16 protein-coding genes and 1 pseudogene are annotated in these 18788 nt (G+C 67.5%); 8 read left to right on the top strand and 9 right to left on the bottom strand.

Going from position 1 to position 18788, the window contains the following annotated elements; translation table 11 throughout:
* Positions 1-224: 224 nt before the first annotated feature.
* Positions 225-938: a GntR family transcriptional regulator gene (locus tag TSH20_RS22280; protein ID WP_109157137.1), complete on the bottom strand. Its 714-nt coding sequence runs from the start codon at positions 936-938 to the stop codon at positions 225-227.
* A gap of 223 nt (positions 939-1161) precedes the next feature.
* Between TSH20_RS22280 and TSH20_RS22275 the strand changes: the two genes are divergently transcribed.
* From TSH20_RS22275 to hydA, 6 genes are read left to right on the top strand one after another with little or no spacing between them, the layout of a single operon-like run.
* The gene (locus TSH20_RS22275; protein WP_109157135.1) at positions 1162-2178 is read left to right on the top strand and encodes an ABC transporter substrate-binding protein; all 1017 of its coding nucleotides are present in this window, start codon (positions 1162-1164) and stop codon (positions 2176-2178) included.
* A 52-nt stretch (positions 2179-2230) separates the two neighbouring features.
* Entirely contained in the window at positions 2231-3037 is an 807-nt protein-coding gene (locus TSH20_RS22270) for an ABC transporter permease (protein ID WP_109157134.1), read from the top strand.
* A 4-nt stretch (positions 3038-3041) separates the two neighbouring features.
* On the top strand, positions 3042-3860 hold the full coding sequence (locus tag TSH20_RS22265) for an ABC transporter ATP-binding protein (RefSeq protein WP_109157133.1): 819 nt from the start codon (positions 3042-3044) through the stop codon (positions 3858-3860).
* The gene (locus tag TSH20_RS22260) at positions 3857-5209 is read left to right on the top strand and encodes an amidohydrolase family protein (RefSeq protein ID WP_109157132.1); all 1353 of its coding nucleotides are present in this window, start codon (positions 3857-3859) and stop codon (positions 5207-5209) included. The genes TSH20_RS22265 and TSH20_RS22260 overlap by 4 nt, the downstream gene beginning before the upstream one ends.
* A gap of 44 nt (positions 5210-5253) precedes the next feature.
* The gene (locus tag TSH20_RS22255) at positions 5254-6000 is read left to right on the top strand and encodes an aspartate/glutamate racemase family protein (protein ID WP_247871579.1); all 747 of its coding nucleotides are present in this window, start codon (positions 5254-5256) and stop codon (positions 5998-6000) included.
* 31 nt (positions 6001-6031) lie between these two features.
* Positions 6032-7468, top strand: coding sequence for a dihydropyrimidinase (gene hydA, locus TSH20_RS22250; protein WP_109157131.1), 1437 nt, complete (start codon positions 6032-6034; stop codon positions 7466-7468).
* Between the two features lie 56 nt (positions 7469-7524).
* Here the strand turns inward: hydA and TSH20_RS22245 are convergent, their stop codons facing one another.
* The 3 genes from TSH20_RS22245 to TSH20_RS22235 are packed head-to-tail and all read right to left on the bottom strand — an operon-like array spanning position 7525 to position 10837.
* Positions 7525-8256 (bottom strand): GntR family transcriptional regulator, encoded by a 732-nt coding sequence (locus TSH20_RS22245; RefSeq protein WP_109157130.1) that lies wholly within the window; start codon positions 8254-8256, stop codon positions 7525-7527.
* Positions 8253-9644, bottom strand: a complete 1392-nt coding sequence (locus TSH20_RS22240) for an amidase (RefSeq protein WP_109157129.1) — start codon at positions 9642-9644, stop codon at positions 8253-8255. Before TSH20_RS22240 ends, TSH20_RS22245 begins: the two co-directional genes overlap by 4 nt.
* The gene (locus TSH20_RS22235) at positions 9641-10837 is read right to left on the bottom strand and encodes an MFS transporter (RefSeq protein WP_109157128.1); all 1197 of its coding nucleotides are present in this window, start codon (positions 10835-10837) and stop codon (positions 9641-9643) included. The genes TSH20_RS22240 and TSH20_RS22235 overlap by 4 nt, the downstream gene beginning before the upstream one ends.
* A gap of 26 nt (positions 10838-10863) precedes the next feature.
* Between TSH20_RS22235 and TSH20_RS22230 the strand changes: the two genes are divergently transcribed.
* Positions 10864-11217, top strand: coding sequence for a hydroxyisourate hydrolase (locus TSH20_RS22230; RefSeq protein WP_109157127.1), 354 nt, complete (start codon positions 10864-10866; stop codon positions 11215-11217).
* Positions 11218-11223: 6 nt separating this feature from the next.
* Here TSH20_RS22230 and TSH20_RS22225 read toward each other — a convergent pair whose 3' ends face one another.
* The 4 genes from TSH20_RS22225 to TSH20_RS22210 form a co-directional block, all read right to left on the bottom strand.
* A complete protein-coding gene (locus TSH20_RS22225) occupies positions 11224-12045 on the bottom strand; it encodes an ABC transporter permease (RefSeq protein WP_109157126.1) in 822 nt (273 codons plus the stop codon).
* Positions 12046-12060: 15 nt separating this feature from the next.
* On the bottom strand, positions 12061-12918 hold the full coding sequence (locus tag TSH20_RS22220; protein ID WP_109152112.1) for an ABC transporter permease: 858 nt from the start codon (positions 12916-12918) through the stop codon (positions 12061-12063).
* A 36-nt stretch (positions 12919-12954) separates the two neighbouring features.
* Positions 12955-14001 (bottom strand): ABC transporter substrate-binding protein, encoded by a 1047-nt coding sequence (locus TSH20_RS22215; protein ID WP_109157125.1) that lies wholly within the window; start codon positions 13999-14001, stop codon positions 12955-12957.
* A 72-nt stretch (positions 14002-14073) separates the two neighbouring features.
* Positions 14074-15192, bottom strand: a complete 1119-nt coding sequence (locus tag TSH20_RS22210; RefSeq protein ID WP_109157124.1) for an ABC transporter ATP-binding protein — start codon at positions 15190-15192, stop codon at positions 14074-14076.
* Positions 15193-15407: 215 nt separating this feature from the next.
* On the opposite strand from TSH20_RS22210, the gene TSH20_RS22205 reads away from it, so the two are divergent.
* On the top strand, positions 15408-16811 hold the full coding sequence (locus tag TSH20_RS22205; protein WP_109157123.1) for an amidase: 1404 nt from the start codon (positions 15408-15410) through the stop codon (positions 16809-16811).
* A gap of 626 nt (positions 16812-17437) precedes the next feature.
* Here the strand turns inward: TSH20_RS22205 and TSH20_RS22200 are convergent.
* Positions 17438-18436: pseudogene (locus TSH20_RS22200) on the bottom strand (IS110 family transposase); the annotation flags it as partial.
* Positions 18437-18788: the final 352 nt, after the last annotated feature.

The following is an 18788-nucleotide window of genomic DNA, read 5'->3' as shown; positions in this document are numbered from 1 at the left end:
GTGGTGGCGGGCATACGAGAGCGGCGGCATCCCGCGAGGTTACCGTCACGACCGACAGGCCACCATCGTTGATGTGACAATGCCCCCGCGACATGCGGGGCGAGGCGCGCCTCGTCGAACGCGCCTTCAACGTCGGACCCTGCGTGCTCGCCGAGGCCGTGCAGTTCATCAGCCAGCAGCTCGAACTCCAGGACGCATAGCATCGGCGGTGATGCCCGTAACCATCATCTCGCGCCTGCCGGCAAACTTTGCAACAGAGCCACATTGAGCGCAGCGAGGACGGCATCCGCGGTGTGGCCGCAGTGGTCTGCCAGGAGACTGCCGGCCGCCGCTGCATCGCGCCGCCGGAGCGCCACCATGAAGCTCTCATGTTCGCTCAGGGAGTCGCGCCAGCGGTTGGCATCATAATTGGCCAGTGACCGGGCGCGGAGGATCTTTGAGGCGAAGCCAGCATAGGTGACTTCCAGAGATGGGTTGCGCGCCATTGCGACGATCCAGGCGTGTATCTGACGATTGGTCATGAAATATGCCAGCCGGTCGCCGGCTTCGAATTGAGCGTGAAGCAGGGCATGGAGCCGGTCAAGTTCGGCGAACTCCTCCACCGTGCCCCTCTGGCAGGCAAGTCCGCCTGCAAGCGCTTCCAGCGCCTCCATCACTTCGAAGACGGCGGCGATTTCCTTTGGATCGATGAGCGTCACCACGGCGCCGCGGTGCGGGCGAAGTTCCACCAGCCCCTCCGCCGCCAGGACGCGGAGCGCTTCCCGCAAGGGCGTGCGGGATACCCCGAGCTGCTCGCACAGCTGGACCTCCGGTACGCGGCTGCCCGGACGCAATTCGCCGGAAAGGATCATCGCGCGCAGTTCCGCGACGGCGCCGTGATGCAGTGTTTCACGGCGGATCGGCCCGGCGGAGGCCTTGGCGGTCTTCACGGTGTCCATGGTCGATCCGGCGATGCCCATTGTGCTGAATGATTGTGCAGTGATGCGCGAACGATGCCATGCGCTTAAAAACAAGGCAAGAGCGGACGCTGGCGCATGTTCATCACGGATTAGCATACGCAGTTGATATAACGAGATAAATTACAAATCACCATATTGTATACAATTTGGCACGCGGCTTGCGACTGTCGGATCATCGCAACCGCATCAGGGAATTTCGCCCATGTCGCTTCGATCCTTCACGTTTGGCGCCGTCACCAGCGTGGTCCTCGCCCTGTCCGCGGCTGCCGTGACCGCCCAAGCCGCCGACACGGAAGCGGTGAAGCTGGGATTCGCCAAATGCGCCCACTGCCTGCCGATGGCGCTGACGCCGGACTTGGCGACGGGCGTCAAGATCGAGGCGATCAACTTCAATTCCGGCAACGACGTGCTGACGGCGTTGGTGTCCAAGAGCATCGATGTGGCGCAGGTCACCTACCTCCACTACATCACCGCTCTCGACAAAGGGTTCGACGTGGTGGCCATCTCCGGTCAGGTGAATGGCGGCTCGGAGATTCTGACCGCCAAGGGGATCGAGCTGAAAGCGGACGACTGGACCGGGCTGAAGGCGCTGATCGCCGATCGCAAGGCGAAGGGAGAGCCGCTGCGCGTCGCTGCGTCGCGCGGGAACGCCCAGGACATCCACATGCGCGGCGCCTTCCTGAAGAACGGCATCGACGCCAACAAGGACGTGCAGTTCGTCAACATCCCAAACCCATCCGACCATGCCGCCGCCCTCCAGCGCGGCGAGGTCGACGTGATCTGCACGGTCGAGCCCTTCGCCTCGCAGATCCGCGGCAGCGGGGTGGGCCGGCACTTCACGCTTCCCTACGATCAGGCCGCCGGCAACCTGACCAACCTGATCGTCACCCGGTCCGACGTGATCAAGGAGCATCCCAAGGCGGTCGAGGCGACCGTCGCGTCCGTCGTGGCACTGGTCGACAAGCTGAAGGCGGACAAGGGCGCCTGGGTCGACACCATCAACAAGTACACCGGTATGGACAAGACGGTCGCCGCGGAAGCGCTGAAGAACGCCTCGCCCGACTATGCCATGCACAAGGACAGCACGCTGGCCATCGCCGCGATGATGCGCGACCTGAAATACATCAGCCACGACGTCTCCGCCGCTGCCGAAAAGAACCTCGACTATAAGTTCCTGGAGACCGTCACGAACAAGCCGAAGACCGAGCTGGGATTCTGATCCGCAACCGGCTGCATCCGGCCAGATGTTTTATGGGACAGGAGTCCGGTTCATGACGGCGATATGGAAATCCTGGGAACGTGCTGTCGTTCCCCTCTTCATCCTGGGGGCGTGGGAAGCCGTGTCGCGCTCCGGCCTTCTGCCCGCGGCGCTGCTGCCGCCGCCGACGGTGGTTCTGCATGCGTGGGGCGACTGGGTGTTCGGCTTCGACGAGACCGCACAGGCCAACAGCGGACGCTGGCTGGCCGACGCGCTGTCCAGCGCCTTGCGGGTCGCCGCCGGCTACGGCATCGCGGCGGTCAGCGGCATCCTGCTGGGCATCGCCATCGGCTGGTGGCGCTGGGTCGAACGGACGGTGGAGCCGACCATCCAGATGCTGCGCCCGGTTCCGCCGGTGTCCTGGATTCCGCTGGCGATCATCTGGTTCGGCATCGCCAACAAGCCGGCCATCTTCCTGGTCTTCCTCGGTGCCTTCTTCCCCATCCTGATGAACACCATCCACGGGGTGAAGACGGCCGACCGCAACCTGATCCGCGCCGCCTCCATGATGGGCGCCACCGAACAGCAGCTTCTGCGCCATGTGGTGTTCCCGGCGGCCCTGCCCAGCATCTTCGCCGGGCTGCGTATCGGCATTGGTGCCGCCTGGATGCTCACGGTCACGGCGGAGATGGTCGCGGTCAAGAGCGGGCTGGGGTACGTGTTGTGGGACAGCTATTACTTCCTGCGCTATGACCTCGTTCTCGCCTCCATGGCCAGCATCGGCCTGCTCGGCTACGCGACCGACGGCCTGATCAAGCTCCTGATGTCCGTGGCGCTGCACTGGCAGCACGGGTCCACCCTGCAAAGCCGGGAGGGCTGACGCCATGGCCTCCATCGAGCTGAAGAACATCACCAAGATTTTCCGTGACGCCAAGCGCAAGCGCGATCTGCTGGCCATCGACGATGTCAGCCTTTCGGTGGAACCGAACCAGTTCCTTTGCCTGCTGGGCTCGTCGGGCTGCGGCAAGTCAACGCTGCTCAACATGATCGCCGGCTTCGAGAAGCCGACCAGCGGCAGCGTGACGGTCGGCGGCAAGCCGGTGGACGGGCCGGGCGCCGACCGCGGCATGGTCTTCCAGCAGGCCAACCTGATGCCCTGGCTGCCGGTGTGGGAGAACGTCGCCTTCCATCTGCGGCTGAAGGGCTGGCGCAAGGCTGACCGCCGCGCGGCGGCGCAGGAATACATCGACATGGTGGGCCTGCGCGGCTTCGAGAACCATTTCCCGGCCGAACTGTCGGGCGGCATGAGCCAGCGTGTCGGCATCGCCCGCGCCCTGCTGCTGAACCCGCAGGTCATCCTGATGGACGAGCCGTTCGCGGCGCTGGATGCCCAGACCAAGATGGACATGCAGGAAGAGTTGGTCGCCATCTGGCAGAAGCAGCGCTGCACCATCGTCTTCGTCACCCACAGCGTGGACGAGGCGCTGGTGCTGGGCACCCAGGTCGCCGTTCTGACCAGCCGGCCGGGACGGGTGCGCGAACTGATCGACCTCGACCTGCCGCGCCCGCGCGACATCACCAGCCAGCAGTTCAACGACCACAAGCGCCACATCCTGAACCTGATCCGCGAGGAAGGGATGCAGCAGCGCAAGGAGGCACGTCCGGACTCCTTGGCGGTCAGCCGGCAGGGTGCGACGGCATGACCCCGGCCGCGCCCCCGACCCGGCCCCCGCTCGACCTGCTGCTGACCGGCGTCACCGCCATCACAGGCGACCCGATGCTGGGCATCATCGAGGACGCCGCCATCGGCATCCGCGACGGCCGGATCGCCCATCTGGCCCCGGTCTCCGCCGGACTGCCGGCGGCGGAGCGCACGCTGTATCGTCCCGGCCGGCTGGCAACGCCGGGCTTCGTCAACGCCCACCTCCATGCGGTGCTGGTGATGGTGCGCGGCGTCGCCGCCGACCTGGGGTTTGCCCCGTCCTACACCCCCGGTGTTCCCAAGGGCACCGACGCCACGCCGGAGGAGGCGCGGGCGCTGGCCCGGCTCGGCGTGGCCGAGGCGCTGCTGTCAGGTTCCACCCTGGTCTGCGACCATTTCGTCCATGCCGAGGCGACGCTTGACGCCATCGCGGAATTGGGGCTGCGGGTCCATGCCGGCTGGCGGGTGCACGACGTGGATTTCGCCCGCGTGCCGCAGGGGGAGTGGCGCTTCGATGCCGGGATCGGCGAGGATCTGCTGCGACGGACGCTCGACCTGCACGACCGCTGGCACGGGGCTCAGGATGGGCGCATCGAGGTGCAGATGGCCGCCCATGCGCCGGACACCTGTTCGCCCGGCTTCCTGCGGACACTCGGCACCGAGGCGTCGGCCCGCGGGATGCGCGTCAACACTCATCTGGCGCAAAGCCGGGTGGAGGTGGAGCGCGTCCGCGCGTCCACCGGCCTGTCGCCCGCGGCCCTGCTGGAGGAGGTCGGGCTGCTGAACGACCGGCTTCTCGCCACCCATTGCCTCTATGTCGATGACGACGACATCACCCGATTAGCCCATGCCGGCGCCCATGCGGTGCATGTGCCCAAATGCAACGCTGCATCCGGCAGGCTCGCGCCGACCCCCGCCCTGAAGGCGGCGGGGGTTAATCTGGCGCTGTGCACCGACACCCAGCATGGCGACATGGTGGAGACGATGCGCTGGGCGCTCGCCACCGCCCGCATCGGCCAAGGCGGCGTCACCGCCGACTGGCAGCCGGCCGACGTCTTCCGCATGGCTACACTGGGCGGGGCCGAGGCCGTCGGCATGGCCGACCGGATCGGCACGCTGACCGTTGGCAAATGCGCCGATCTGGTGGTGTTCGACAGCCGCCGTCCGCACCTGCGCCCGCAGATCAATCCACTCGGCACGCTGGTCCACACCGGCCAGGGCCGCGACGTGGAGATGGTGATGGTGGACGGCGAGATTCTGGTGGAAGACGGCCGCCTGCTGCGCGCCGACCTGGAGCGGATCTGCATCGAGGCCGACGAGGCCGCCCGCGCGCTGTGGGCGCGCGCCTGAGCCCCCCTGAGAACAAGAAACGCCTGAAGCGATAAGGACCGAACATGAGCATGCCCGACCTGACCAAGCGCGTCCTTCTGGGGATGCTGACCCCGTCGTCCAACACGGTTCTCGAGCCGGTGACCTCCGCCATGCTGAGCGGGCTGCCGGAGGTGTCGGCCCATTTCGGCCGCTTCACCGTCAAGGAAATCTCGCTGCGCGCCGCGGCGCTGGACCAGTTCACCGATGCGCCCTTCCTCGACGCCGCCCGCCTGCTGGCCGACGCGAAACTGAACGTGATCGGTTGGAACGGCACCTCGGCCGGCTGGCTCGGCTTCGATGCCGACGAGAGGCTGTGCCGCACCATCGCGGCGGAGACCGGCATCCCGGCCTGCACCTCCATGCTGGCGCTGAACGAGATTCTGCAGACGACGGGGCGCAAGCGCTTCGCCATCGTCAGCCCCTATCTCGACGAAATCCAGGAACGGATGGTCGCCAACTACAATGCCGCCGGCTTCGAAGTCGTGGCGGAGCGTCATCTGAACGACCGCGGCAACTTCTCCTTCTCCGAGATCACCGAGGAGCGGATCGAGCGCATGTGCGCCGAAGTGGCGGAGGCGAAGCCGGAGGCCATCGCCATCATCTGCACCAACATGCGCGGCGCTCCGGTGGCCGAGCGGGTGGAAAAGGCGCTGGGCATCCCCGTCTACGATACCGTGTCCACCGTGGTGTGGAAGGCACTGCGCATGACCGGCGTCGACACCCGCCGTGTCGAGGGCTGGGGCAGCCTGTTCCGGGAACTGCACGGCTGACCGGTTGATGGCTGAAACAGGGGAGGGGAACATGGAATTCGATCTGGTCATCCGCAACGGCACGATCGCCACCGCGTCGGACGTGTTCAAGGCCGATGTCGGCGTGCGCGGCGGGACGATCGCCGCGCTGGGCGCCGGCCTCGCCCCCGGAGGTGAGGAGATCGACGCAGCCGGTCTGCTGGTCCTGCCCGGCGGCATCGACGGACATGTCCATTTCGACCAGCCGACCGGCGACGGTTCGGTGATGGCCGACGATTTCCTGACCGGCACCCGCTCCGCCGCATTCGGCGGCACCACCACGGTGCTTCCCTTCGCCTGCCAGGAAAAGGGCCGGTCGCTGCGCGAGGCAGTGGACGACTATCACCGGCGCGCCGCCGGCAAGCCGGTCATCGACTACGCCTTCCACCTGATCGTCACCGATCCGACCGAACAGGTGCTGGGGCAGGAGTTGCCGGCGCTGATCCGCGAGGGCTACACGTCCTTCAAGATCTACATGACCTACGATGCGCTGAAGCTGAACGATCGCCAGATCCTGGAGGTTCTCGACATCGCCCGCAGCGAGGGCGCCATGGTGATGATGCATGCGGAGAACGCCGACTGCATCGCCTGGCTGACCGAAAAGCTGGAGCGCGCCGGGCAGACCGCTCCCTTCTTCCATGGCGTCTCCCGCCCGCGGGTGGCGGAGCGCGAGGCCACCCACCGGGCCATCTCGCTGGCCGAACTGGTGGACGTGCCGATCCTGATCGTCCATGTCTCCGGCGCTGATGCGGTGGAGCAGATCCGCTGGGCGCAGGGACGCGGCCTGCGGATTTACGCCGAGACCTGTCCGCAATATCTGTTCCTCACCGCCGACGATCTGGGCGGGGAAGGCTTCGAAGGAGCCAAGTGCATCTGCTCGCCGCCGCCGCGCGATGCCGCCAATCAGGCCGTAATCTGGGACGGGCTGACCGGCGGCACCTTCCAGGTCTTCTCATCCGACCATGCGCCGTTCCATTTCGACGGCCCGGGCGGCAAGAAGGTCCATGGCGAGAAAGCGCCCTTCCGCTGCGTGCCCAACGGCATTCCGGGGGTGGAGACGCGCCTGCCGCTGCTGTTCTCCGCTGGCGTGATGACCGGGCGGATGGAGTTGACCAAGTTCGTGGAGCTCACCGCCACCAACCCGGCCCGCATGTATGGCCTGCATCCGCGCAAGGGCACGATCGCGGTCGGGGCCGACGCCGACATCGCCCTGTGGGACCCGACCCGGCGGGTGACCGTCACGAACGCCATGCTGCACCACAATGTGGACTACACCCCCTATGAGGGGATGGAGGTCACCGGCTGGCCGGTGGCGACGATCTCCCGTGGGGCGGTGGTGTGCCGCGACGGCGCGCTTCTGGCTCAGCCCGGCCGCGGCCAATTCCTGCCCTGCGGCCTGCCGGCCCCAGCGCGTCCCAAAAGCGCCCCAGCGCCGGTTCTGCCGTTTTGATGCACTCCCTCTCCCGGGGCGGGAGAGGGCGATCCTCGCCGGCTTAAGGACGGTCGCTACCCAGCCCGCCGTGCCTTTGGCGAGGCGCAGGCTGCGGCCACCACCTCGCCGGTGCGGCCGACATGGTGCATGAACAGGCGCTGGGCGGTCTCGCCGTCGCGGGCCTCCATCGCTGCCAGGATCTCGCGGTGTTCCAGCACCGACTCCTTCCAGCGGCCCTGGGCGCCCAGCGCGAAATAGCGTGCCCGCGCCAGCCGGCCGAGCAGCCGGTCATGCGCATCCACCAATGCCGGATTCTTGGCGCCGGACACGATCAGCCGGTGGATCTTCTGGTTGATCGAGAAATACTCCTCAAGAACCCCGGCCCCCTGCAACGCTTCGATCCTGTCTTGGAAGCCGCGCAGACGGCGCAGGTCGGCGGCGGTCATGCGTTCGGCGGCCAGCCTCGCGGCGAAGCTCTCGATGCAGCCCTCAGCCTCGAACAGGTGGATCAGCTCGTCGGCGTTGAGCGGTGCAACGATGGCGTTGCGGTTGGGACGCAGCATCACCAGCCCGTCGGCCGCCAGCAGCTTCAGCGCCTCGCGCAGGGGCGTGCGGGAAATGCCGAGCTTCTCGCTCAGCTCCGGCTCGATCAGGCGGGCCGACGGCGGCAGCTCGCCATAGATGATCATGGCGCGCAAACGTTCCACCGCCATCTCCGCCAGCGGCGGCGGAGGCACCGTGCGGCGGCGCCGGGGGGCGGCTTCGGTTTCGGAGGCGTCTCTGGGAACGTCGTTGTCCATGCTCATCCGGGGTGTCCTTGCCCGCCGGCGGCGAGCACCGTTTCAATATGGGCGGCGAAGCGCAGCACCCGGCGGTCCCGCCCGCGTGGGGCGACGACCTGCATCCCTACGGGCAGCCCGTCACGGCCGATGCCGCAGGGCAGGCTGATCGCCGGAACCTTGGCGTGATTGAACAACGGGGTGAAGACGGCATGGGCCCGCGGCGGCACCGCCTGCCCTCCGATGGCTTCCGGACCCAACCGGTCCAGCGGCCAGGCGACGCAGGGCGTCGTCGGGCCAATCAGCAGGTCCGCGTCGGTGAAGAAGGCGGCGAGTGCGCGTGCGACCTCCACCCCCAGCAACTGCGCCGCCGCGACCTCCGCCCCCGTCAGAGTCAGGCCGCGTTCGATCTGCACGGCGATGTCGGGATCGAACAGCGTCGGGTCGTGACGGAAGGCGTCGCCGTAGAGGGCGGCCAGTCCGGCATGCTGCAAGGGCATCAGCGCCGTTTCTGTCACCCCGGCCGGCCAGGACGGATCGCGCCGGACGATGCGCCCGCCCGCCCGTTCCAGTGCGTCCACCGTGCCTTTGACCGCCTGCCGCACATCCTCGTCGACCGGTGCATCCAGGCCGAAGCGGGGGCTGTAGGCGACGGTCAGGCATTCGGGCGGTCGGGTGGCCGCAGGGGCGACGGCGATGGACTCGGGATCGCGCGGATCGGGGCCGCAAAGCGCCTCGAACATCAGCGCCGCGTCGGCGACATCGGCGGCGATCGGGGCCATCACGGCGATGCCGGTGAAGGGTTCGGCGAAGCCGGGGCCGTAGGGGATGGCGCCGAAGGACGGCTTGAACCCGACCGCGCCGACATGGGCGGGTGGGCGGCGGCTCGACCCGCCGGCATCGGTGCCGAGCGCCAGCGGCACCAGCCCGGCGGCCACCGCCACGGCAGGCCCGCCGCTCGACCCGCCGGGGGTCAGGGTCGGATCCTGCGGGTGGTGCGTTGGTCCGAACAGTGGGTTGGTGGTGACGCCCTTGCAGGCGAATTCGGAGCTGTTGGCCATCCCGACGATGACGGCGCCGGCAGTGCGCAACCGCTCCACCGCGATGGCGTCAGCCGGAGCACGGAAGTCCGCGAACAGGCGTGACCCTTGTGTGACGCGGCGGCCGGCGACCCAGATGGTGTCCTTGACCGCGACCGGGACACCGGCCAGCAACGGCTTTTCTCCGGCGGCCAGCCGGCGGTCGATGGCATCCGCCTCGGCCAGCGCTTTGGCCTCATCGACGGAGACGAAGGCGTTCAGCGCCGGGTTGCCGATGGCGATGCGGACCAGCGCCGCTTCTGTTTCGGCGCGGGCGCTGCTGCGGCCGGTGCGCACGGTTTCGGCAATGGCGCGCGCACGCGGAGGATTGGTCATCGCTTGTCTCCGAGAAGGCTGAGGCCGGCCAGCGCCGCCAGCAGACCCACGGCGATATAGCCGGTGGCGAGGTCGCTGACCGCGGCGGCGGCGACCAGCAGGATCGGTCCGGCGATCAGCCCGGCAAAGCCGCCAACCATGACGGCGCCGGTCGCCTCGCCGATGCGGCCGGCGGGCGCCAGCCTTGCGACCTCGGCCACGAACACGCCGTTCCAGCCGCTGGCGGTCAGTCCGAACAGGAAAGTCGCCATTGTCAGCACCGGGAAGGGCAGGGAGGCTCCGGCCCATCCCACCAGGATCGATGCTGCGGCCATGCCCAGCCCCAGCAGGCCGACCAGCCGGCGTGGCGCCATCCAGCGCGATGCCACCACGCCCCAGCCGAGCCGTCCCACCAGACCGCCGGCTTGCCCGGCAGCCAGCGCTACCCCGGCGGACACATGCTCCAGACCCAGTTCCGCCACCGCGAAAACCACGAAAAAGCCGTTCAGCGTCAGTTGGCTGGCGGAATAGGGGAGGGCCGCTAGCGCCATCCGTCGCAGCGCCGGATCGCCGCGCAGCAGTTGAATCGCCGTACCCAGACCGAAACCAGCGGCGGCATTGCGGGTCAACGGATCATAGACAGGCCGCAGCCGCTCGAAGACCGGAATGCAGGCCAGCGCCAGCATCGCGATGACCGCATAGCCGGCGCGGGGATCCAGGGCGACGGCCAGAAGCGGCAGAGCAAGCGATCCAGCCATGGCGCCGATCTGGTTGCCTGTCTGGCGGACGGAAAACACCATCGGCCGGTCGGCTTCCCGAACCAGCCGGCCGAGGATCGCGGCACTGGCCGGTGTTTCAGGTCCGCAGGCAAGGCCGATGGCGATTCCAGCGGCCAGCAGCGCTGCGGCGCTCCCGCCCATCATCGCGCACAGCATGGCGGCAGCGACCGCCGCCGCACAGAGGCTGGCGACCCGGAAGGGCCCGAGACGCCCGGCCAGCACGCCCCCATACAGCGACGCCGCCATCCCGACCGCGAAGCCGGTTGTGGTGAACAGGCCCAGCCCCGCCGGATCAATCCCCAATCGGGGCGCCAGTACTCCCGGTGCGAACAGGGCAAGCGCGACCAGCGCCTGCAGGCCGGTCATGCCGGCCAGCGCCGGAAGGAGCGGGGGAAGCCGTGGAACTGGCGTCGCGGTCGCCGTGTCGGCTACCATCGCGGCGAACCGAAGACGGAGGCGGCATGGCAGGCGGAGTTTCGATCCATGGCGTGGACGTGGCGCGCGGCGTCGCGGCCCAGGGCATGCGGGTGGAGCTTTACGCACTGACTCCGGAACGTCGGCTGCTGGCCGCGGGCGACCTCGGCGTCAACGGACAGCTCGACCATCCAACCGTGCGCGGCGAGGGCATCGCGGAAGGCCCGCACGAGGTGCTGTTCCATGTCGGCGACTGGCTGCGCGCGGCCGGCTATGCCGAGGAGCAGGCCCGCTTCCTCGACATCGTTCCGTTCCGTTTTGTCGTCACCGACCTCGACCGCCATCTCCATCTGCCCTTCAAGTTCACGCCCTACGGGGTTTCGCTCTTTTTGGGTGTATGACACGGGTCAGGTCAACCGTTTGGAAAGGCCGGCGACACGTTCCATCACCAGCATCAGCGCGATGGTGGCGACGATCAGCACGCCGGACAGCGCTGCGACGGTGACGTCCAGCCGGCCTTCCAGATCCTGCCACATGCGGATCGGCAGCATGTCGGTGGCGGCGTCGCGCAGGAAAAGCGAGACGGGGACGTTGTCGAAGGACGCCATGAAGGCGATGAATCCGCCGGCCATGATGCCGGGTCGGATCAGCGGAAGGGTGACGCGGCGGAAGCCGTACCAGCGCCCCGCACCCAGGCTGGACGACGCCTCCAGCAGCGACGGGTTCATCTGGGCCAGCGACGCCACCGTGTTGCGCACCACGAATGGCACGGAGACGACCGTGTGGCCGATGATGAGCGTCAGCGGCGACACCGGCACCCCAATCATCGAAAAGAACATCAGCGACGACAGGCCGAAGGCCAGCGCCGGTAGCACCAGCGGCGACAGGAACAGGCTGTCAAGAACCTTGGCGGTCAGCGTCGGCGACCTTGCGATGCCCAGCGAGGCGGAGACGCCGAGCAGGACCGACAGACCGGTCGCCCAGGCGGCCACCTTCAGGCTGTTCATCATGGCGAACTGGAGCTGCCAGGCATTCCACAGCTCCCCATACCAGCGCAGCGAATAGCCGGGCGGCGGGAATTTCAGGGAATAACCGCTGGTGAAGGATACCCAGATGACCACCACGGTGGGGGCGACCAGCAGGACCAGGGCCATCAGCGCGATCCCGGTCATGACGATGCGGAAGCTGAGCGCGTCGAAATCGATGCGGCGACCGGCAATATTGGACATGACAGCCTCCCCTGGTCAGGCGTTGGCATAGCCGCGCGACAGGCGGCCCAGCGCGTTGAAGATCGAAACCACCACCAGCACCGACACCAGGAAGACGATGGAGATCGCTGCGGCGAAGGGCCAGTTCTGCAGGGTGGAGGCCTGCTGGTAGATGTACATCGGCATGAACAGCATCTGGCCGCCGCCGATCAGGCTCTGCGTGATGAAGGCGGTGATCGCCGCGGCATAAGTCAGCAGGCAGCCGGCGACGATGCCCGGCAGCGACAGCGGCAGGAGCACCTTGCGGAAGGTCCGCCAATGCCCGGCCCCCAGCACCGACGAGGCATCGGCGAGGTTCGGATCGATGCGGCTGAGCGCCGTGATGATCGGCAGCACCATCAGCGGCATCTGCACTTGCGCCAGTGCCACGACTACGCCACCGTCGGTGTAGAGCAGCTTAAGCGGCGTATCGATCAGCCCCAGCCAAGCCAGCGTGGCGTTGACGATGCCCTGGCGGCCCAGGATGACCACCCAGGCGAAGGTGCGCACCACCACGCTGGTCAGCAACGGCAGCAACACCAGCAGCATGATCAGCCCCCTGGCCCAGCCGGGGGAGCGCTGGTGCAGCCATGCCACCGGATAGCCCAGCAGCAGGGTCAGCACCGTCACCTTCACCCCCAGCCACAGGGTGGAGCCCAGAACCCCCAGGCTGAAGCTGTCGCCCAGGAAATTGACATATTGAGTCAGCCCGTAATGGCCGCCCTGCTGGTCGGTTTGGAAACTCAGCGCCAGCAGGATCACCAGCGGCGTGACGAAGAACAGGACGAAGCCTGCCGCCAGCGGAGCCGCGAGCTTCAGGTCGTAGGTGGTGACGTCGCGCAACGTCGCGGCCATGGGGCGCCTCCTCCGGCTGGCGGGCTTGTGGGATGGTCAGACGCGGATTTCGCGGTTGAACCGCTCGATCCAGGCCGCGCGCTGCTCGTTGATCTTGCCCCAGTCCTGGAACACGAACTTCTTGGCGATCTCGGCATGATCCTTGGCAAGCGTCTTGGCCAGTTCGCCCTTGATCGCGACCTTGGTGTTGGTCGGCACGATCAGATAGGGCTCCTCCATCAGCGTGGCCTGCACCTCGGGCGACAGGGCGGCTTCGATCAGCTTGAAGGCCAGCTCCTTGTTGGGGGAGTTCTTGACGATGTGGATGGTCGTCTTGAAGGCGATGGCGCCTTCCTTGGGGATGACGAACTCCACCGGAACGCCGCGCGCCTTCAGGATCTGGATGGCGTTGAAGTTGCCGGGGGAAATGTCGATCTGGCCCTGCTGGAACAGGGTGGCGAGCTGTCCGGGGTTGGCGGCGACGGCGGCAAGGCTGGGGCGCAGTGCCTCGATCGCCTTGAAGGCCGGGTCGATGTTGGCTTCCGAACCGCCATGCATCTTGGCGAGTTCGACCATGAAGCCGGTGCCGAGGGTCGAGTTCAGGTTGGTAATGCCGACGCGGCCCTTGAATTCAGGCTTCCACAGGTCGGCCCAGGAGGTCGGCGGCGTCTTCACCGTCTCGGGGTTGTAGGTGATGCCGACCACCTGGAAGAAGGGCGCCGGCCCCATCGGGACCTGCGCAACCGGGATCAGGTCCTTGTAGTGGGCGCTTTTCTCGACCGGATAGGGTTCGACGAGATCCTGCGCGATGGCCTGCAGCGCCGGACCCGGATCATGCAGCATGACGTCGATCGGCGGGTTGGACTTGGCGGCGTTGACCTTGGCGATCTGGTCGACCGACAGCATCGGGTCCAGAACGATGTTGGCATTGTCTGCCGCCTTGCGGAAGGCGGGGACGAGCACCGCCTTGTGGGCTTCCTCCCAGCTGCCGGTGAAGGTCGCGAAGACCAGCGGGCGCGCCTGCGCCCAGGTCAGGCCGGGGAAGGCGTGCATGGCACCCAGCGTCAGCGCTGTCTGCATCAGATTGCGGCGGGTCAGCAGCATCGTTCACTCCTGAAGGTGAGAGGAGGCCTGAAGGTGAGAGGAGGTGGGCGGATCTAAGGGGCAATAAGCAGGTCAGGCCGCGGCGAAGACCGAGGCGAGGCGGGGGGCCACCGGCGCCAGCCGTACCGGCGTGCCGGGGGCCAGCAGGTCGGCGCGTTGGATGCGCGGTTCCGACACCTTGACGGCGGTGCCGTCGCCGACGCGGATCTCATGGACGACGGTGGCGCCCAGCGGCAGCCCCATCTCCACCACGCCGTTCAGCGTGTCGGCATCGGTCGCGGCCGGATCGACGCTCAGATGTTCAGGGCGCAGGCAGACGGTGACGCGGGAACCTGGCCGCAGGTCGTCCTTGGGCGCGCGCGTCTCGATCAGTCCGCCGGCATCCAGCCGCACCCGGCCGGCGGTGCGGTCGCAGTCGACCAGCACCCCGCCCAGCAGGTTGGCCGAACCGACGAAGGTGTTGACGAACAGGCTGTCGGGCGCGTCGTAGATCTCGGTCGGCGGGGAGAACTGTTCCAGGCGGCCCTGGCTCAGCACCGCGACACGGTCGGCCATCGACAGCGCCTCTTCCTGGTCGTGGGTGACGAGGATGGTGGTGATGCCGGACAGGCGCTGGATCCGTTTCACTTCGATCTGCATGTCCAGCCGCAGGTTTTTGTCCAGCGCGGCGAAGGGCTCGTCCAGCAGCAGGATCGACGGGTTGACCGCCAGCGCACGGGCCAGTGCCACGCGCTGCTGCTGCCCGCCGGACAACTGGCGCGGGGTGCGGTCGCCCAGATGCCCGAGCTTGACCAGATCCAGCATGCGCTGCGCCTCGCTGCGCTGGGTGGCACGGTCGACGCCGCGCGCATCCAGCCCGTAGGCGACGTTTTCCGCCACCGTCATGTGCGGGAACAACGCATAGTTCTGGAAGACGATGCCGACCGACCGGCGGTTGGGCGACAGGCCGTCGACGCTCTGCCCGCCGACCATCACATGGCCCTTGGTCTGGGCCAGAAAGCCGGCAATGATCCTGAGCAGGGTCGTCTTGCCGCAGCCCGACGGGCCGAGCAGGGCCACCAGTTCGCCGCCGCGGATGTCGAGCGTGACCCCGTCGACGGCGAGTGAGGCGCCGTAGCGTTGGGTGATCCCATCCAGGAGGAGCGTCTGCCCGCGTGAGGAAGTCGGACCGTTGGGCGAAGCGCTGACCATGGCTGCACCATCCCTTTCGCGTTTCCGTTCTATGCGTCCTCCCTAAGCAAACAGCATGCCGATTTTCGTGTTTTCCATATATTACAGTATGATAAGTATGTTCTGGAATACGCTGCCTGAAGCGTGGAATCGGGTATGCCGTCATCTTGAGCGGCGACCGGATGCAGTTGCCGCTTTTGGCGCCATCGCCGGGACAGCGGCTGGGAGATCGATGGATGTCTGTGCAGAGCGACGGTCTGTGGCAGGACGGCGCGGCCGCCTTGGCGGCGCGTCTGGCCGGTGGGGAGCTTTCGGCGCGGGCGGTGATGGAGGCGCATCTGAACCGGATCGCCGCCGCCAATCCCGACCTTTGCGCCTTTATCACCGTCGCCGCGGACGAGGCGCTGGCCCGGGCCGCGGAACTGGACGCGACGCTGGGGCGGACGGGCCAGCCCGCCGGCCCGCTGCATGGCCTGCCGGTGGCGGTGAAGGACCTGACGGACACCGCCGGCATCCGCACCACCTACGGCTCGGCGCTCTATGCCGACCATGTGCCGGCCACCAGCGACATCGCGGTGGCGCGGATCGAGGCGGCCGGCGGCATCGTCATCGGCAAGACCAACACGCCGGAATTCGGCTTCGGAGCGATCTGCCGCAACCGTCTGGCGGGACCGACGCGCAATCCGTTCGACGCGCGGCTGACCTCCGGCGGATCGAGCGGCGGATCGGCGGTTGCCGTCGCCGCCGGCATGGCTCCGCTGGCGCACGGCACCGATTTCGGCGGGTCGGTGAGGGTGCCGGCGAGCTTTTGCGGCGTCGCCTCCATCCGGCCGACGCCGGGACTGATCCCGGCGCCCGGCCGCGCGCTGGGCTGGGACACGCTGGCGACGCACGGCGTGCTGGCGCGCGACACCGCCGATTGCGCCCTGCTGCTGTCGGCGATGGCGGGCAGCGACCTGCGCGACCCGACGTCTCTGTTCGGTGATCGCGATGATGGATCGGACACTCGGCTGGGCGCCACCGCCGATTTCGGCGTCGCCACCGTGTCCCACGCAGTGCGGGAGCGTTTCGCCGAGGCGGTCGAGCGGCTGGAGCGGGTTGCCGGACCGATTTCGCGCCGCCATCCCGACTGCGCCGACGCCATGGCGACCTTCCGCACCTTGCGTGCCGCCCAGACCCGGCACGCCTTCGGCCCGATGCTGGCCAAGCATGGTGACGCGCTGACCGACACCGTGCGCTGGAACATCGAGGCGGGGAGCGGCATCACCGCCGCCGCCTATCTGGCGGCGCAGGCCGCCCGCACCGCGCTCTACTGCCGCTTCGTCGCCCTGTTCGAGGAGATCGACGTGCTGGCCGCCCCGGCCTGCGGCGTGCTGCCCTGGCCGAACGAGGATGGCGAGGTGACGGTGATCGACGGGCGGCCGGTGGAGACCATTCTCGACTACCTCGGTGTCACCGCCATTGTCACATTGATCGGCTTCCCCGTGCTGACCCTGCCGGTCGGTGGAGATGGACTGCCCTTTGGCATCCAACTGATTGCCCGTCCGGGCGAGGAGCGACGGTTGATCCGCCTAGGTCGGATGCTGGAGCGGGAGGCCGGGTTCGTTCATCGCTGGCCGCCCGCTTTGGTGACCCGATAAAATATCGCGCGTATCCCAGAGCTTTGCTGCTCCGCACCAACCTGTCGACCGAGCCGGCAACCGGGCAAATCTATGGGATTTGCGCTTGGTCATAAGGCTGGGATGGAACCTTGAACGGAACCGGCTTGGGCGATCGCCGCCTCCAGCCCAGATGGTACTGTCATGTGTGGACGACCGCTGCGGCGCAAGGGAAAAGAGAACTGGCTTGGCGAAAAGGTCGGGTGCGGTCATGTGTCCGGCCTCGAAGAATGCGGTGCTGATGACCGCGGGCCATGATGAACTCCGCGGGATTGGGTCCCGATCAACTTGCCGCGCTAGAGGCGCATGACAGTACGTGGGTCTTCCCAATCCCTGGCTCGAACCGTTTCGCCATCACCTCTCTCTGCACCCTCACACAGCATTGTCCTGTTCTTCAGCGTTACCAAACCGGACGGTCCAGCGACACGGTGGCTTGCATCCGATGGTGGAACAGACCGCTCGTCGGCGGGGCCTTGTCAAGCCCAGCGCCGCCGCAGGCGGTGGCCCGCAGGGCCAGGCTTGAGAAGGTTCCGCGGACGGGCGGACAATCCGCTCCGGATGCTCCTGGCGCTGACGGCTGAGGTAACCGCCGGAACCGGGACAGTCTTGCGGTAGACGTCGCCGCGGCTGAGCACCGCCCAGGCGATGCGGGCCATCTTGTTGGCCAGCGCGATGCTGGCCAACCGAGCCGGTTTGCGGGCCAGCAGGCCCTTCAGCCACTCGCCCTCGCCGGGCGCTTTGCTGCGGGCATAGCGGATCACCGTGGTGGCGCCCATGACCAGAAGACGGCGGAGCGAGCGGTCGCCGGCCTTGGTGATGCCGCCGAGCCGATCCTTGCCGCCGCTGGAATTCTGCCGCGGCACCAGCCCCAGCCACGCGGCCAGATGGCGGCCGTTCTTGAACGCGCTCGGATCGGTGACGGTGGCGGCGAGCACCGAGGCGGTGATCGGCCCGATGCCGGGGATGGTGGCCAGATTGCGGCTGGCTTCGGTGGTGCGATGCCACGCCAGGATGGCCTTCTCCAGGGCCGCAATTCGCGCGCTGCAGTTCTCGACCTGCTGGGCCAATTCCCCCAGGGCCAAGCGAACCAGCTCGGGGATCGGCAGATCGCTCAGCCGATTGATCAACTCGGCCAGCTTCCGGGGGCCCTGCGCCCCCACGATGCCGAATTCCGCCAGATGGGCGCGCAGGGCATTGAGCAGCATGGTACGCTGGCGGACCAGCAGGTCACGGGAGCGGTGAAGGACCAGAACCGCTTGCTGCTCTTCGCTCTTGATCGGAACAAAGGCCATCTGCGGCCGGGTCACGGCCTCGGCGATGGCCGCGGCATCGGCGGCATCGTTCTTCTTGCCGCGCTGGACGTAGGCTTTGACCCGGGTCGGCGGGATCAGCCGGACCTCATGGCCGAGAGCCCTGATGAGACGCGCCCAGTGATGAGCCGTCGCGCACGCCTCCATACCGACCAGGCAAGGCGTCAAGCCACGAAAGAACGCCTCCACCTGCTCCCGGCGAAGCTGCCGGCGCACGACCCCCTTTCCGGCTTCATCAACACCATGAACCTGGAAGACGTGCTTGGCAAGATCGAGACCGACGGTAACAATGCTCATGTGGACGGCCCTCTCGTCAGGTGGGAGTCTGCAACCACCAATCTATGGCACCTCGATGCCGGGAGCAGCGGTCGTCCACACCATCAACTTGTCGCCCATTCCGTTGCCTGGGCCGACGGTGGCGGGGTATGGGACGGCATGGCGATGCGCCCCGATCCCCGCTACGCTGGCTATCGCTATCCTGCCGAGATCATCGCGACGGCGGTTTGGCTGTGCTTCGACGTTGTTGCAGCGAGGCGGGGATTGCGGATGGCGGGGTGGGAACGTAGGGGAGGCGTCGTTGACCTTTCCCTGTTCTGATCCAGCCGATGCCGTTCAAAGCCAACGCCGCGCGCCGTCATCACATCCCCAA

Origin of the sequence: Azospirillum sp. TSH20, from assembly GCF_003115935.1 — a bacterium.
Classification (GTDB): Bacteria; Pseudomonadota; Alphaproteobacteria; order Azospirillales; family Azospirillaceae; genus Azospirillum.
The sequence above is the reverse complement of the archived record's forward strand: the minus strand, read 5'-3'. Positions and strand labels throughout refer to the sequence as shown.

Bases quoted from the DNA above. Each gene is read 5' to 3' on its own strand.
- TSH20_RS22280 (WP_109157137.1), bottom strand. From the start codon at position 938: ATGGACACCGTGAAGACCGCCAAGGCCTCCGCCGGGCCGATCCGCCGT.
- TSH20_RS22275 (WP_109157135.1), top strand. From the start codon at position 1,162: ATGTCGCTTCGATCCTTCACGTTTGGCGCCGTCACCAGCGTGGTCCTC.
- TSH20_RS22270 (WP_109157134.1), top strand. From the start codon at position 2,231: ATGACGGCGATATGGAAATCCTGGGAACGTGCTGTCGTTCCCCTCTTC.
- TSH20_RS22265 (WP_109157133.1), top strand. From the start codon at position 3,042: ATGGCCTCCATCGAGCTGAAGAACATCACCAAGATTTTCCGTGACGCC.
- TSH20_RS22260 (WP_109157132.1), top strand. From the start codon at position 3,857: ATGACCCCGGCCGCGCCCCCGACCCGGCCCCCGCTCGACCTGCTGCTG.
- TSH20_RS22255 (WP_247871579.1), top strand. From the start codon at position 5,254: ATGAGCATGCCCGACCTGACCAAGCGCGTCCTTCTGGGGATGCTGACC.
- hydA (WP_109157131.1), top strand. From the start codon at position 6,032: ATGGAATTCGATCTGGTCATCCGCAACGGCACGATCGCCACCGCGTCG.
- TSH20_RS22245 (WP_109157130.1), bottom strand. From the start codon at position 8,256: ATGAGCATGGACAACGACGTTCCCAGAGACGCCTCCGAAACCGAAGCC.
- TSH20_RS22240 (WP_109157129.1), bottom strand. From the start codon at position 9,644: ATGACCAATCCTCCGCGTGCGCGCGCCATTGCCGAAACCGTGCGCACC.
- TSH20_RS22235 (WP_109157128.1), bottom strand. From the start codon at position 10,837: ATGGTAGCCGACACGGCGACCGCGACGCCAGTTCCACGGCTTCCCCCG.
- TSH20_RS22230 (WP_109157127.1), top strand. From the start codon at position 10,864: ATGGCAGGCGGAGTTTCGATCCATGGCGTGGACGTGGCGCGCGGCGTC.
- TSH20_RS22225 (WP_109157126.1), bottom strand. From the start codon at position 12,045: ATGTCCAATATTGCCGGTCGCCGCATCGATTTCGACGCGCTCAGCTTC.
- TSH20_RS22220 (WP_109152112.1), bottom strand. From the start codon at position 12,918: ATGGCCGCGACGTTGCGCGACGTCACCACCTACGACCTGAAGCTCGCG.
- TSH20_RS22215 (WP_109157125.1), bottom strand. From the start codon at position 14,001: ATGCTGCTGACCCGCCGCAATCTGATGCAGACAGCGCTGACGCTGGGT.
- TSH20_RS22210 (WP_109157124.1), bottom strand. From the start codon at position 15,192: ATGGTCAGCGCTTCGCCCAACGGTCCGACTTCCTCACGCGGGCAGACG.
- TSH20_RS22205 (WP_109157123.1), top strand. From the start codon at position 15,408: ATGTCTGTGCAGAGCGACGGTCTGTGGCAGGACGGCGCGGCCGCCTTG.